The 13,482-nt window shown below is 61.4% G+C and carries 14 protein-coding genes and 3 pseudogenes; 8 read left to right on the forward strand and 9 right to left on the reverse strand.

Features of this window, described 5'->3' with window-relative positions:
• The first annotated feature begins 147 nt into the window (after positions 1-147).
• Positions 148-1,353 (forward strand): CBS domain-containing protein, encoded by a 1,206-nt coding sequence (locus NLF94_RS17055; RefSeq protein ID WP_254838835.1) that lies wholly within the window; start codon positions 148-150, stop codon positions 1,351-1,353.
• A 29-nt stretch (positions 1,354-1,382) separates the two neighbouring features.
• Here NLF94_RS17055 and NLF94_RS21020 read toward each other — a convergent pair.
• The 5 genes and pseudogenes from NLF94_RS21020 to NLF94_RS17075 form a co-directional block, all read right to left on the reverse strand.
• Positions 1,383-1,472, reverse strand: a pseudogene (locus NLF94_RS21020) (amphi-Trp domain-containing protein); the annotation flags it as partial.
• 29 nt (positions 1,473-1,501) lie between these two features.
• Complete coding sequence (locus NLF94_RS17060; RefSeq protein WP_254838836.1) at positions 1,502-2,335, reverse strand: IS5 family transposase; 834 nt, start codon at positions 2,333-2,335, stop codon at positions 1,502-1,504.
• 78 nt (positions 2,336-2,413) lie between these two features.
• A pseudogene (locus NLF94_RS17065) lies at positions 2,414-2,620 on the reverse strand (amphi-Trp domain-containing protein); the annotation flags it as partial.
• A 135-nt stretch (positions 2,621-2,755) separates the two neighbouring features.
• Positions 2,756-4,012: an RNA-guided endonuclease InsQ/TnpB family protein gene (locus tag NLF94_RS17070; RefSeq protein WP_254838837.1), complete on the reverse strand. Its 1,257-nt coding sequence runs from the start codon at positions 4,010-4,012 to the stop codon at positions 2,756-2,758.
• Between the two features lie 243 nt (positions 4,013-4,255).
• Positions 4,256-4,408 (reverse strand): Mut7-C RNAse domain-containing protein, encoded by a 153-nt coding sequence (locus tag NLF94_RS17075; protein WP_254838838.1) that lies wholly within the window; start codon positions 4,406-4,408, stop codon positions 4,256-4,258.
• 174 nt (positions 4,409-4,582) lie between these two features.
• Here NLF94_RS17075 and NLF94_RS17080 point away from each other — a divergent pair, with 174 nt between their 5' ends.
• Both NLF94_RS17080 and NLF94_RS17085 read left to right on the forward strand, forming a co-directional pair.
• Positions 4,583-4,876, forward strand: a complete 294-nt coding sequence (locus NLF94_RS17080; RefSeq protein WP_254838839.1) for a ribbon-helix-helix protein, CopG family — start codon at positions 4,583-4,585, stop codon at positions 4,874-4,876.
• Positions 4,873-5,136 (forward strand): type II toxin-antitoxin system RelE family toxin, encoded by a 264-nt coding sequence (locus NLF94_RS17085; RefSeq protein ID WP_254838840.1) that lies wholly within the window; start codon positions 4,873-4,875, stop codon positions 5,134-5,136. The genes NLF94_RS17080 and NLF94_RS17085 overlap by 4 nt, the downstream gene beginning before the upstream one ends.
• A 148-nt stretch (positions 5,137-5,284) precedes the next feature.
• Here NLF94_RS17085 and polX read toward each other — a convergent pair whose 3' ends face one another.
• Positions 5,285-7,051 carry a DNA polymerase/3'-5' exonuclease PolX gene (gene polX / locus NLF94_RS17090; RefSeq protein WP_254838841.1) on the reverse strand — a complete coding sequence of 589 codons (1,767 nt, stop codon included), beginning with the start codon at positions 7,049-7,051 and terminating at the stop codon, positions 5,285-5,287.
• Complete coding sequence (locus NLF94_RS17095) at positions 7,048-7,488, reverse strand: DUF5788 family protein (protein WP_254838842.1); 441 nt, start codon at positions 7,486-7,488, stop codon at positions 7,048-7,050. Before NLF94_RS17095 ends, polX begins: the two co-directional genes overlap by 4 nt.
• 674 nt (positions 7,489-8,162) lie before the next feature.
• Between NLF94_RS17095 and NLF94_RS17100 the strand changes: the two genes are divergently transcribed.
• Positions 8,163-9,248: a hypothetical protein gene (locus tag NLF94_RS17100; RefSeq protein ID WP_254838843.1), complete on the forward strand. Its 1,086-nt coding sequence runs from the start codon at positions 8,163-8,165 to the stop codon at positions 9,246-9,248.
• Positions 9,249-9,312: 64 nt separating this feature from the next.
• Here NLF94_RS17100 and NLF94_RS17105 read toward each other — a convergent pair whose 3' ends face one another.
• The gene (locus NLF94_RS17105; protein ID WP_254838844.1) at positions 9,313-9,690 is read right to left on the reverse strand and encodes a hypothetical protein; all 378 of its coding nucleotides are present in this window, start codon (positions 9,688-9,690) and stop codon (positions 9,313-9,315) included.
• Between the two features lie 189 nt (positions 9,691-9,879).
• Here NLF94_RS17105 and NLF94_RS17110 point away from each other — a divergent pair.
• Positions 9,880-9,999 (forward strand): annotated as a pseudogene (locus tag NLF94_RS17110) (IS5/IS1182 family transposase); the annotation flags it as partial.
• A gap of 33 nt (positions 10,000-10,032) precedes the next feature.
• Here the strand turns inward: NLF94_RS17110 and NLF94_RS17115 are convergent.
• Positions 10,033-10,863 (reverse strand): IS5 family transposase, encoded by an 831-nt coding sequence (locus tag NLF94_RS17115; protein ID WP_254838845.1) that lies wholly within the window; start codon positions 10,861-10,863, stop codon positions 10,033-10,035.
• Positions 10,864-11,536: 673 nt separating this feature from the next.
• Here NLF94_RS17115 and NLF94_RS17120 point away from each other — a divergent pair.
• From NLF94_RS17120 to NLF94_RS17130, 3 genes are read left to right on the forward strand one after another with little or no spacing between them, the layout of a single operon-like run.
• A complete protein-coding gene (locus tag NLF94_RS17120; RefSeq protein WP_254838846.1) occupies positions 11,537-12,466 on the forward strand; it encodes a rhomboid family intramembrane serine protease in 930 nt (309 codons plus the stop codon).
• Entirely contained in the window at positions 12,466-13,206 is a 741-nt protein-coding gene (locus NLF94_RS17125; RefSeq protein WP_254838847.1) for an endonuclease V, read from the forward strand. Before NLF94_RS17120 ends, NLF94_RS17125 begins: the two co-directional genes overlap by 1 nt.
• A 15-nt stretch (positions 13,207-13,221) precedes the next feature.
• The gene (locus NLF94_RS17130; RefSeq protein ID WP_254838848.1) at positions 13,222-13,440 is read left to right on the forward strand and encodes a hypothetical protein; all 219 of its coding nucleotides are present in this window, start codon (positions 13,222-13,224) and stop codon (positions 13,438-13,440) included.
• The last annotated feature ends 42 nt before the right edge of the window (positions 13,441-13,482 follow it).

The following is a 13,482-nucleotide window of genomic DNA, read 5'->3' on the forward strand; positions in this document are numbered from 1 at the left end:
TCGGATTCATCCTGCGGCTAAAGCCGCAGGTATTCTCCTTGGTTTCGTATAATATATCATATAGCCATCATTTCACACTTCCCTCCCTCTACAATCAGTGGTGGGACAGGCATAACCGGCCTGCGCCCCTCACACTAGAGAGTTACCATGGATATTTCCGAAATCCTCTCACCGAAATTCACCGAGTTCGACATCGGAACCCCGCTCTCGAAGGTCTCTGGGGCATTCGAGAATCAGGAACTCGATGCTGTCGTCGTCACGGACGGCGACGAGTATCGCGGCGTCGTCAGTCGCCGACAGCTGGCGTCCTCGTCCAACCAACCGTCTGCGAAAGTCGGTTCACAGGTACAGCACGTCCCGACGGTTGACCGCACCGAGGACGTCCGCGAGGTCGCGCGACTCATGATCGGGAGCGACGCCAAGACGCTCCCCGTGCTCAATGATGGCCGTGTCGTCGGTGTCGTGACCGGCGATGCCGTCCTCGAAGCTGTGCGTCCGTTTCTCGACGCAGCGACCGTTGATGACGCCTACACGACAGAGCTGATCAGTGCGACCCCTGAAACAACCATCGGGAAAGCGCTCAATCTGTTTCGGGAAGCCGGAATTGCCCATCTCCCGGTCGTCGACGAGGACGACCTCGTGGGGATGGTGAGCCTGTACGACGTTATCGAGTTCACGACGCGGGGCGGCAGCAAGAGCCAGGGCGGGTCGTCGAATGGCTTTGGTAGCCGTGGTGGGGGGCAGAACCGTGGTGGGTTCGGCGCGCGCGAGGGCGATGCCGACCGGATGCTTGACCTGCCGGTACGGAACTTGATGTCCGATGCGGTCGCGACTGTCGAGCGGAGCACACCGCTCGACGAGGTTGTCGAGACGATGTTCGACCGGGAGATTTCATCGCTCGTCGTCACGGCCGATGACACCGACGAGCCGGTCGGTATCGTCACGAAAACGGACGTCATCGAGGCACTCACCTGGGAGCGCGACGACCGGAACGCCGTGCAGGTGTTCGGGCTCGACCTGCTCGAGGGGATGGACTACGACGACGTCTCGGCGTTGATCGAGAGCATGGCCTCGAAATACGGTGAGATGAGCGTGATCAAGGCCAGCATCGAACTGCAGGAGCACAAGGAACAGAGCCGGGGCGTGCCGCTGGTGCTCGCACGGATCCGGCTGGTAACCGATCGTGGCTACTTCACTGCCGATGGGGAGGGGTACGGTGCCTCCCACGCCCTTCGTCTCGCAGCGAACGCTGTCGAACGCCAACTTCTCAAGGGGAAGACCTACGGCCAGTCGAAGAAGCATCCCGACACTGACGAGCAGGAACAACTCTACGGCTGGTGGCTCGGTGGGTGAATTACCCGTTCGGTGAACGTGCGGAGTGACTACTCAATTTCTAACTGGCCATTTCCGCTGCTCTCCTCACCGGCGTTCTCGTCCCATTCGAGTTCAAACTCAACACTCAATTCAGTCGGCTCCATTGAATCGCCATAGGGAGTTGGAATCAGCGGGTCACGTACTGTTTGATGTTGTAGACGAGACACATCAGGACGATCTCACGGAACTCACGGTACCATTCACGCGCTCGGACGGCGGAGCCGTACGAGCGCTTGACCGAGGAGTTCACTGTCTCTGTCATTGAGCGCTGATTGTAGAGATCATCCTCGATTCGTGCGTTGTGCGCGTGGTCGTAGGGTGCGAAGACGCGATGTTTCACGAGCGGGCGTATTCCCATGTCTCGGAGGGTCTCACGCAATGGCTGGCTGTCGTAGCCTTTGTCCGCGGCAAGGGTCTGCAACTCGCCCGCGTATCGGCGGGCGAGTTGCGCACAGACCTCTGCGTCACTTCCTTCTCGTGTGGTCGTGCAATGCACGTCTAAGATCGCTTGCGTCTCTGTATCGACGAGTTTCGTCGCTTCGACGACCGTCTGGACGCGGTAATCAGTACGGTCGCAGTAGTGTTTGCTCGCCGGTGACCGCTCGTAGTAGGTTGCGTCAACGGCGACGTGTGGCGACGGGTCGTGCAGCTGCGCCGAGTGGCGCAGCAGCACTCGCCAAACCTGCATCACGATCTTATCAAGCCACTTATTCAACGTCGATGGGTCCGGGAGATCGTCGGCCTCAAGGCCGACGACCTCCAGAATTGGCGGCATCACCTCTAATCGGTCGATGATCATCTCGTAGGTTTCGTCGAGGAAAATCCGCAGCCCATGGAGGGAAATCATCGCGTATTCCGCGAAGCTGCCGCCGCCTTCCGGGGCGGCAGCTTCGTCGGGATCGTCGCAATAACTTTTGGCCAGCGACACCATTTCCTCGGTGAAGCGGGTGGTGATGTTCATCCAAACTGCCACTCACCCGCTTCAACTCCTTTGATTTACCGACCGATCCCGCTGCCATCTAGTGATTCAATGGAGCCATTCAGTCATATTGTCAGCTGGGCCTTCGCGTTCGGCTTTGACCTCGAAGGTCGGTCGGGCAGGGGGATTCAGCGTTACAGACTCGGAGCCTGCTTTCAGGCTGATAGCGTTACCGCTGTCGAGATTGTCCGCAACTTTCCGGAGGTACGATGCAATCTCTTCTCGACTCTGGTCGCTCTCTGATTTGAACAGGACTTCTTCAGGCATACCGGAGATATTACACAGCCTACACGCATAAATGCGCCCGCCCAACTGACCGATGTAAACTACCCCACCCTACTTCGCTCACCGCATAGGCGGTTCGCTCGTTGAGGGTGGGGCTTTGATGTGGACTCCCGGCGATCAGCTGTCGGCGGGTGGCCGATAGCCGTCGCCGTTCAACATCCCACCATTTACACGCACGTCTACTGGTGCGTCTGCGCCCCCCGACGTGGGCGAGGAACGCAGGCTGTGCTTTCGTTTCCGCATGTACCGTAGCCCGACGTTTTTCGCGCCGTTGTAGTCAGCGTTGATCTCGTACCCGCATTTCAGACATTTGAACTGCTCGCCGTCGCGGTTGTCTTCGTGGGTAAACCCACAGTCGGTGTGTGAACACCGCTGGCTCGTGTGATCTGGTTCGACCTGTTCAACCGCAACACCGCTTTCTGGCGCTTTGTACTCAACGTACTCGACAAGACGGCGGAACGCCCACACATGATGCCAGTCAGCGTGTGGCAGTCGCTCCCGTATATCGGTTAAATCCTCAAAGACGATTACGTCGCAGTTCTGGTCGTTCGCTTCGTCAACGATCTCGTTGGCGACCGTGTGGATGTACTGTTTCCGCCATGCTCGCTCTCGCTTTCCAAGCCGCAGCAAGGCGTTGTGAGCAGCTTGTGTCCCGCGTTGTTGCATCTCCACCCGACGCTTCTCGAACTCTCGACACCAGTGGTCGTACTCGTCACCACTCCAGAACGTGCCCGTACTACTGACGGCAAGGCTGTTCACGCCGAGGTCGATCCCGAGGACTGTTTGGTGCTCGGTATCGTCCGAACCCTCGATTTCAACAGCGTTACCGTCTGTGTCTACTTTCCGTGTTTTGACGTGGAAGTAGAACTCGTCGGTGGCTTGCTCGTACTGGAGTGTACTCGTCCGAAACTCGTAGTCGTCCGAAAGGACGTACTCCTCGTATGGTGTTGGACTGTCTGCTGGCAACTCGAAGCCACACTCGATGCGTCCGTTCACTGTGGAGAGTGAGATTTTGTTCCGATAAAATGTGGCACTGCGCTTGTCGTAGACCATGCTCCACGAGGTGAACGCTGGCTTGTTCGTCCGTTTGCCTTTCTTCCAGCGGTCAACGCCGCTATCGACGGCGTGGACAGCACGCCGAATGGCTTCCTGGACGAGGTTTGCCGTAAGGTCGGTTTCCTCGCGGAGTCGGTCGTACAACGCATCTCTGGCTGTCACGTTCGAGGTGATGCAATTTTCGTAGTTGGTGTTGTCCCAGCAGTAGTCACTCGCCTCGTTCGCGCAGTACAGGAATTGATCGGCCGTTTCGTGGAGGTCATCGTGGTACTCATCGGGAACAACGAGTTTGACCGGCGCGGTACGCCTGACCTCCATACTTCAGATGTTGTTCCGACGGTACTTAAAATTCGGGAGTCAGACAGCCACAGTCCCGTCATTTGTGTCACGGAGTGTCGGCTTCTGCGCGCGGGCTCTGCCCGCTCGCACGGCCCGAGGCGCTCCGCGCCTCGCTGTCCTCCCCGGCCTACTCGCGTCGTCCTTCCGACTGGCGTCGGAAGTCCTCGCTCCTTGAGGCCGGAGGCTCCGCCTCGAAACCGCTGAACGGGCGGTGCCGGCCGCCTACGTCACCGACTCGATTTTCGCCACCATCCGCTCGTAGTGGCTTCCCTTCCAGAAGACGCGTCCGCAGTCCCGACAGCGCCAGCAGTCCGTCTCGGCCGGCGCGGGGGCGTAGTCGGGGGTCGCCGCTCCGGGTGCGACCGCTTCGAACACGGCACCGCAGACCCATCGGAAGAGTTGCAGGGCGAGGTCGGGGGGGACTCCCTCGAGGACGCCTTCGAGACGGCCGGTATCCGTCGCTCGAAAGGGACACTGACGACCAAGAGAACCGAGAGACGGGTACCGTACGCCCGAGAACTTATCTGTGCGACACACGTCGCACACGATATGAGCACGGACACCGACGGCGCCGGCGACGGGGACCGGATGGAAAAGATCGACGTCCGCGTTCCGGCCGCCGTCCTCGAGGCTATCGACGAGGAGTACGGCCGGCGCGGATACGCCTCGCGGTCGGAAGCGATCCGCGACGCCCTCCGTGACTGGTTGAATCCGTCGCCCGAACTGTCCGACGGGATTCTCGACGACCTCGCGGAGAGCCGGGAGCAGCGGGAGCGGGGCGAGACGGTGTCGGCCGCCGAGGCCCGCGAACGGCTCGGCCTCGACGACGACGCCGAGGAATGACGGATGTCGAATACACCGAACAGGCCCTCGAGCACCTTGAGAGCCTGGAGAACCACGTCGCCGACCGGGTGCTGAACAAGGTCGACGAGGCGACCGAGTGGACCGAACACCGCTTGGAACGCCTCTCGGGGTATCCCTACTACAAATTACGCGCCGGCGACTATCGGGCAATAATCACCTGGGACCGCGAGGAGGACGTCCTCGTAGTCGAGGCGGTCGGCCATCGGCGGAACGTGTACGACCGACACCTACCGCCCTGATTCCAGAGGGGACGTCGAAGATACAGCCCGCCAGTTCGTCACGCCGACGCCGTCACCTCCGGAGTCGGGAAGTTCTCGCGTGCTGCGTTCGCCCTTCCAATCCGGCAGGCAGTGCGACGGCGGTTACGTCGCACCGGAAACCGACGGGTCACAGTCCGAGGAACTCGCGGACGCCGTCCGCGTCCCGGCAGTTGAGGATGTCGCCCGGTTCACACCACCCCCGGCGGGCGGTGTGGACGCCGTACCGCATGTACTCGTACTCGGCAGGGCGGTGGGCGTCGGTGTTGACGCTGATCGTCGCGCCGGCCTCGACGGCGACCTTCGCGTGACTGGAACGGAGGTCCAGCCGGTGGGGGTTGGCGTTTATCTCGAGGGCGACGCCGTGGTCGGCGGCCGCCGCCGCGACCTGCTCGACGTCGAGGTCGATGCCCGGCCGCTGGTTCAGCATTCGGCCGGTCGGATGGCCGACGACGTCGACCTCGGGGTGTTCGATGGCCGCGAGGAGGCGGTCGGTGCCGTCGCCGTCGAGGTCGCTGTGCGGCGAGGCGACGACCAGGTCGAGGGCCGCCAGCACGTCGTCGCCGACGGAGACCGAGCCGTCGGCGCCGACGTTGGCCTCGACGCCGGCGAAGACGTCGACGTCGGTCTCCTCGTCGACGGCCCGGACCGCCTCGAGTTGCTCGCGGAGGTCCGCGTCGCTCAGGCCGACGCCGCCCACCATGCCGGGGCCGGTGGCGTGGTCCGTGATGGCGACGTAGTCGTGACCGAACTCGGCGGCGCCCGCCACCATCTCGGCGACGGTCGGGTCGCCGTCGGACCACTCGGTGTGACAGTGGAGATCACCGCCAACGTCGGCCGTCGTGAGCAGGTCGGGGAGGTCGTCGTTTGCGGCCGCCCCGACCTCCCCGCGGTTCTCCCGCAGTTCCGGGGGCATCCACGCCATGCCGAGGGCCTCGTAGACGCCCTCCTCGGTCTCGCCGGCGACGCGCTCGCCGGCGCGCTGGTCCGATTCTCCGGCGTCGGCGCCGTCGTCGCCCGTCTCCAGTTCGGAGACGTCGAAGACGCCGTACTCGTTGACCTTCAGGCCGCGCTCGATGGCCCGGTTCCGGACGGCGACGTTGTGGTCCTTGCTGCCGGTGAAGTACTGGAGGGCGGCGCCGAACTCCGCGGGGACGACGACCCGGAGGTCGACCCGGAGGTCCTCGGCGCGGACGCTGGCCTTGTTGGTGCCGGCCTCGATGACGTCGTCGGCGGCCTCCCACGCCTCGAAGGCGTCGACGACCGCCTCGGGGTCGGCGCTGGCCGCCAGGACGTCCACGTCGCCGATGGTGGGGCGCCACCGCCGGATGGAGCCGGCGACGTCGGCGCGCTCGACGGCGTCGACCGACGCGAGGAACGCCAGCACGCGGTCGGCGACCGGTCTGGCCTCCCCGAGCAGGCTCCGCTTGCGCGACTCGCGGGCGAAGGGGATGTTCTCGAGGATGTTCGACTCGGTCTTGGCGCCGAACCCGCTGACCTCCCGGATGTCGCCGGCCTCGGCGGCGGCCTCCAGGTCGTCGATGTCGGTGACACCGAGCGCCTCGTACAGCGCGGCGACGGTCTTGGGACCGACGCCCTCGACGGCCGTCAGCGCGTCCATGTCGACGGGCAGTTCCTCGCGGAGGTCCTCGAGTTCGCCGATGGAGCCGGTTTCGAGGTACTCGGCGGTCTTCGCGGCGATGGCGTCGCCGACGTCCTCGATTTCCTGCAGCGCGTCCTCGCCGCCCTCCTCGTAGAGCGTCTCGACGGCGACGGTGTGGGCGCGGATGCTGTCGGCCGCCCGGCGGTAGCTGTTGGGCTTGTAGTCGACGTCGCGGGCCTCGAGGTGGTCGGCCATCTCCTCGAGGCGGGCGGCGACCTCGGCGTTGCGGCTCACGGCCCCCTCACCTGCGGGCCGTCGTCGTCGTGACCCAGCGCCTGCTTGAGGAAGTTCATCCAGCGCTTCTTGTCGGCGGCCTCCTGGCGCTCCGCCTCGGCCTCGACGGACTCGCGGCCGAGGTTCTCGAGGGCCTCCAGCGCCCGGTCGATGCCGATGATGGCGTCGGCCTCCCGTTCGCCCGCCTCGAAGGGGATCTCGCCGGCCTCGATGCGCTCCTTCCGTTCGAGCCGCTCGCGCCGGAGGTTCCGCTTCGCCTCCTCGACCCGCTCGCGCTCGCCGGGCGGCACCGTGTCGCGGCGCTTGATCTCGAAGACGAACGCCTGGAGGTCGGCCTCCGTCCCCTGGACGTCGATGCGCTCGGGGATGTCGACGCCGAGCGTCGCGCTCTCGCGGCCGATGCGCTCGAGGAGCTGTTTTCGCTCGTACTCCTGCACGCGGGTCCGTAGGGCGTCGAGCGGCAAATAAGGACCGGGGCAGGGCGGCCAACAGACGCCCCGGTGTGAAAGGCGGTGTTCAGATACGCGTGCTGAGTGACTATCTTGATTCAGCGAGAGAATCCCGCCGTTCACGGCGGGCGTGAATCGCGTAAACTCCGGTGAAATACCGCCACTTACTGCTGGTCTTGAGTCTCCAACGCTTCTAAAGGCAGCTATCAGAAACCTAAAGCTCTCACTCACCACCTGAACTCTATGATTCTAGACCTCTAAACAAAGCCCCCCGCCGGTAATCGTGACCGCGTTGACCGGTGTCTCGAACCGATCGCTGAGGTTCTCGAAGATGTCGGGGCGGGCCTGTCCCGACTCATCGCAAATGGGTACCGCGACGAGGAGAGAATGCCCGCGTTGGCGGTGCTAATCAGTGCGAGGAGCGCCGCAATAACGACAGCGATGACCCCGAGCGCGGGAATGCCGTACTGGCGGCGACTTGCATCGGAGTTTGGGTGTCGGTCAGGACTGCTTGGTCGGCGACGCCGACCATGACGGTCACGATAAATAAGTAATCCTGAGCTACCCGCTGACTATAATCTAATTGATTGTTATTAATGAATACTTTATTTATGTTATGGGTTAATTTTATTACAATACTCAGTGTTGAATCAGTTGGAGTTATGTCAGAACCCAACCAGGACATCGACGAGACGGACAGCCAACAAACTGAGGACCAGCGGTCAGATGCGGTCGCGAGAAGGATAGAGGAAAACATGGATGATGGGGGTGGTTGTACGGAGGCCTGGGCCGCAGCCCGCCGCCTCCGGGAATCGGCTCCGGAACCGATCGTCAGCAGTCGGCGTTCGTTCATCGGCGGGATCGTCGCAAGCGTGGTCTTCGGTGCTACTGCGGCCCAGGGGGCTGCGGCAGAGGAAACAACGTCTCATGCCGAGGTCAACCCCGAGCAAATGGAACTGAAAACCGAATCGGAGGGGCTCAGCGATCGGGCAACCGAGAAGCTCTTCACCAAAATCCAGGAGCAGCCCGAGGTTCCCCAAGTCATTGGAAGAATCGAGGAACGGCTCGATAAAGCACTTAGGTCCCATTCACATGATTCATTCGAACTCAATGTGGACCGTGCGACCGCCCGCCGTGTTATCTACGAGGAAGCCGAATGGAAGTTCATCCATATCCCTTACAGCACCCCGGTGCCCAGTGTCGATGCGGGACTCGTCTGGACAAATCGAGAAGGGCGGCAACCATACGGCTACGTCTCCACGCTTGAGAAACGACCAGATCATTCGGTATCTTCTCTCCTTCAGGAGTTACCGAAGAAGAACAGCATTGATTACGAGGCGGCCGATGTTCAAGCAATGGAGCACTCAGTCACCACGATCGAAGCAAACGACGGCGCTACCACCAGTAACAGCTTCTCCGAAGTGGTGCCCATCGCTCAAAATAAAGAGGCCCTGATAGAACAGGCGACTAACGAGTCCGTGGAAACCTCTAATGTCACATCCCAAAATATCTATGATTGTGCCTGCTTCCTATTTGTAATCCCAAAGTATCAATGTACGCCATGTGGTACATGGGACCTCGGGTGCTTATACCAGATTGCGGAGGAATTTGCCGCAGAAATCGCTATCTGTGGGACTTGTACGGCAACCAGAAACAAAACCCCCTGTGTCGCCTGTGCGGGTTACGCCGTGGAATATATTCTCGGCGGCGATTATGAGCACCTGTGCTGCCCGTGTGACACATATTAGATCTTCCGCTTGATCGTGACGAACCTGAATTATCCCGATTTCTGCCCCGATAATTCGGACCTGGTCACTCAATAGACGAGAGGACGAGTTCCGAGAAGAACATCGCCCAGATGAGGAAGATGAAACCAATCGCTGCGGTCTCAGGGATTCCTCGAGGGAATATAACTAGGAGGAATAAAACGGATATCACCATGACTACTAAGAAAAGGACATTGTTATCAACATATTGTTGACTTTTGGCCCAGGACTTGGCGTACTGCGATAGGACGGCCCCGAGTATTCCGACTACAAGAGATACGACGATCGCAACGATCCCAGGAAACGATTGGACAGACCCACCTAAGAAATCGAAATAAACAATCGCTGTTACAAACACGGAAACTAAGAATCGTGTACCTATTTTCCTTATTTCTATATTATTTACTTTAAAGTTTGAGACCATATTTATTATTGTATTCCAGGTGCTAAAATAGTTTGGGTCTGCCGACACTTCGTCCTCTGTGGGTTCACCGCCTTAGGGGAGTGCATCTAATCTACATACTCCATGGCGGCCGTGTTTAAAAGATAGGAATATTGCCTCTACAGAGTGATTTCGAGGAAATGAAGCGAGCCAGTTCGATGTGTCCTCGAACTGGCTCGCTTCACCGACCGATGTGTCGCGTTATATCAAGAAGCTGTCGGGAGCACCACTGAGGAACCTCTCAAGAAAGGAGAAGGTGGCTATGCCGACTGGGTGATTGTAACGATTCACGGGGCTCCATTGAATCGCCATAGGGAGTTGGAATCAGCGGGTCACGTACTGTTTGATGTTGTAGACGAGACACATCAGGACGATCTCACGGAACTCACGGTACCATTCACGCGCTCGGACGGCGGAGCCGTACGAGCGCTTGACCGAGGAGTTCACTGTCTCTGTCATTGAGCGCTGATTGTAGAGATCATCCTCGATTCGTGCGTTGTGCGCGTGGTCGTAGGGTGCGAAGACGCGATGTTTCACGAGCGGGCGTATTCCCATGTCTCGGAGGGTCTCACGCAATGGCTGGCTGTCGTAGCCTTTGTCCGCGGCAAGGGTCTGCAACTCGCCCGCGTATCGGCGGGCGAGTTGCGCACAGACCTCTGCGTCACTTCCTTCTCGTGTGGTCGTGCAATGCACGTCTAAGATCGCTTGCGTCTCTGTATCGACGAGTTTCGTCGCTTCGACCGTCTGGACGCGGTAATCAGTACGGTCGCAGTAGTGTTTGCTCGCCGGTGACCGCTCGTAGTAGGTTGCGTCAACGGCGACGTGTGGCGACGGGTCGTGCAGCTGCGCCGAGTGGCGCAGCAGCACTCGCCAAACCTGCATCACGATCTTATCAAGCCACTTATTCAACGTCGATGGGTCCGGGAGATCGTCGGCCTCAAGGCCGACGACCTCCAGAATTGGCGGCATCACCTCTAATCGGTCGATGATCATCTCGTAGGTTTCGTCGAGGAAAATCCGCAGCCCATGGAGGGAAATCATCGCGTATTCCGCGAAGCTGCCGCCGCCTTCCGGGGCGGCAGCTTCGTCGGGATCGTCGCAATAACTTTTGGCCAGCGACACCATTTCCTCGGTGAAGCGGGTGGTGATGTTCATCCAAACTGCCACTCACCCGCTTCAACTCCTTTGATTTACCGACCGATCCCGCTGCCATCTAGTGATTCAATGGAGCCATTCACGGACTCCGCGAGTATCTCAACCTTCCGTATCGGCGGCTTCTCGACGTGTTATCCGAGATGCCCAATATTACGAGAAAACTCGGGTTAGCAGTGGATGAATTCCTTATTTTATCACGGTTTGTACGCGAAAGCAGGAGCTGGAAATGCTGATCTGCGGAAGCTGTTGCGGGCGTCTAATGACCTGTTTGAAACTGGAAAAATACAGGCGATCGGTTCAACGAGTCTGGCCTATCGAGTCGTCAGTCGCAACTACGCCAAGCGAATCGGTGATACGCACGAATCGGTGAAAACCACCGCACTCGTCGATTGTGATACCGGCGCATTCCTTGATGTCCATTGCTCAATGAGCTTTCCGCACAATACACAGATCGCTTGGCAAGTGCTCAAAAGAAATCTCAGCAATCTAGGAACAGTGGTTGGTGACAAGTGCAAGACTCGCGTCCTGAATCTTGCACTGGCCCACCCACCAATTCTCCGACAGGTCCGGTTCCACTATATTCTGTAAGGGCCGAAATGTATATAACCAATGCACAAAATCTGTCGTGCGGAACATCCCAACGACTTTGCACGCTGGCCGGCAAGGAACGGTAATGGCGACCTGCGACGTGTGCGGCGAGGAGGTCAACATGCCGTACAACTGCGGGAGCTGCGGCGGGACCTACTGCAGCGCCCACCGGCTGCCGGAGAACCACAGCTGTCCCGGCCTGGAGCAGTGGAACGACCCCGACGCCGTCTTCGACAGCGGCTTCGACGACTCGGTCGACGCCGGCGGCTCCTCGGGCGGCCTCCGCTCGAAGGTCGGCCTCGACACCGGCCCCGGCGGCCCGCTGGCGTACTTCCGGGGCAACTTCGCGTACCTGTTCCTCGGGCTCTCGGTCGTCGTCTTCGGCCTGCAGTTCCTCGTCGCGCCGCTGTTCGGCGCACCGCCCGGCTCGCCGGCGTGGTACGATATCTTCACCCTCTCGACGGCCAACCCCGAGTTCGTCTGGACGTGGTTCGTCTCCATCTTCGCCCACGGCGGGATCACGCACCTGCTGTTCAACGCCATCGCGCTGTACTTCTTCGGCCCCATCGTCGAGCGACAGGTCGGCTCGAGGAAGTTCGCCGCCCTCTTTCTCGTCAGCGGCATCGCCGCCGGCCTCGGCCAGGTCGGCCTCGCGCTGTTCACCGGCGAGGCCGCCCGCGTCCTCGGTGCCTCCGGCGCCATCATGGCCATCATGGGCGTCCTCTCGATGACAGCGCCGGACCTGAAGGTGCTGCTGTTCTTCGTCATCCCGATGTCGGTGCGGACCCTGACCATCCTCTTTGCGGGCTTCTCCATCTTCATGGTGGCGGCTAACACCACCGGCAGCGGCCTCCTCAGCGGCGTCGCCCACTTCGCGCACCTGGTCGGCCTCTTCATCGGCCTCTGGTACGGCAACCGCATCAAGGGCCGCGTCGGCCGCGGCCCACAGCAGTTGAACCTCGGTCCCGGCCGCGGCGGTCCCGGCGGCCCGGGCGGCCCCGGTCGCCGGCCCTGATGGACCTCGTCCGCGAGCGGTTCCGCCCCGACGGCTCCCTGTCCCGCGAGGCGATGGAGACGATGCAGCACGACATCGCCGAGACCGCGGTCTTCGCCGACGACGCCGACGTCACTCCCGACGACGTTCGCTCGGGCGACGCGCTCGTGGCCGGCGTCGACCAGGCCTTCCTCGACGGCGAGCGGGCCGTCTCCGCCGTCGTCGTCCTCCGGCGTGGCGAGGTGGTCGCCCGCGCCAGCGCGGTGACGCCGCTGTCGATTCCGTACGTGCCGGGCCTGCTCGCCTTCCGGGAGGGCGAGCCGATTCTGGCGGCCCTGGAGAGCCTCGACGTCGACCCGGACCTGCTCGTCGTCGACGGCAGCGGTCGAATCCACTTCCGGGAGGCCGGCCTCGCCACCCACGTCGGCGTCTGTTTCGACGTCCCGGCCGTCGGCGTCGCCAAGAACCTCCTCTGTGGGACGCCCCGGGCGCCGGTCGACGCCCTCAAGGAGGGCGCCCGCGTCCCAATCGAGGCCGACGACTCGATGACCGCCCCCGACGGCGAGGTGGTCGGCCACGCCTACCAGAGCCGCCAGTACCCGAACTCGACGACGGTGAACCCGCTGTACGTCTCGCCGGGGCACCGCCTGTCGGCGGCGACGGCCGTCGAGTTCGTCGCGGCGACGGGCGGCGAGTACAAACTGCCGCGGCCGACGCGACTGGCCGACGCCTACGCCGACGAGTTGAAGACGGACCTTTGAAAGCTAGAGGGACAGATGGGGGAGATCCCCCGCGAGTTCGGGGCGTCGATTCGCTCGAATTCGCACAACTGCCTCGAGGACAACGCAGGGTGCGTCGAGACGTTCGCCCTCGAAGCCGAGTACAGCGACTTCCTCCGGTTTATCGGGATAGTTCGAGGCGCGGCCGAGTCACTTTCGGTCGAGTACACGGTTGTCCCCATCGGTACGATGCAACCGGAGGGTGGCGAGCACTGAGTACGTCGTCACTGGCGGGTTCGGCAAGAACACGATCAGTCT

The organism is Natronomonas marina (assembly GCF_024298905.1).
GTDB lineage: Archaea > Halobacteriota > Halobacteria > Halobacteriales > Haloarculaceae > Natronomonas > Natronomonas marina.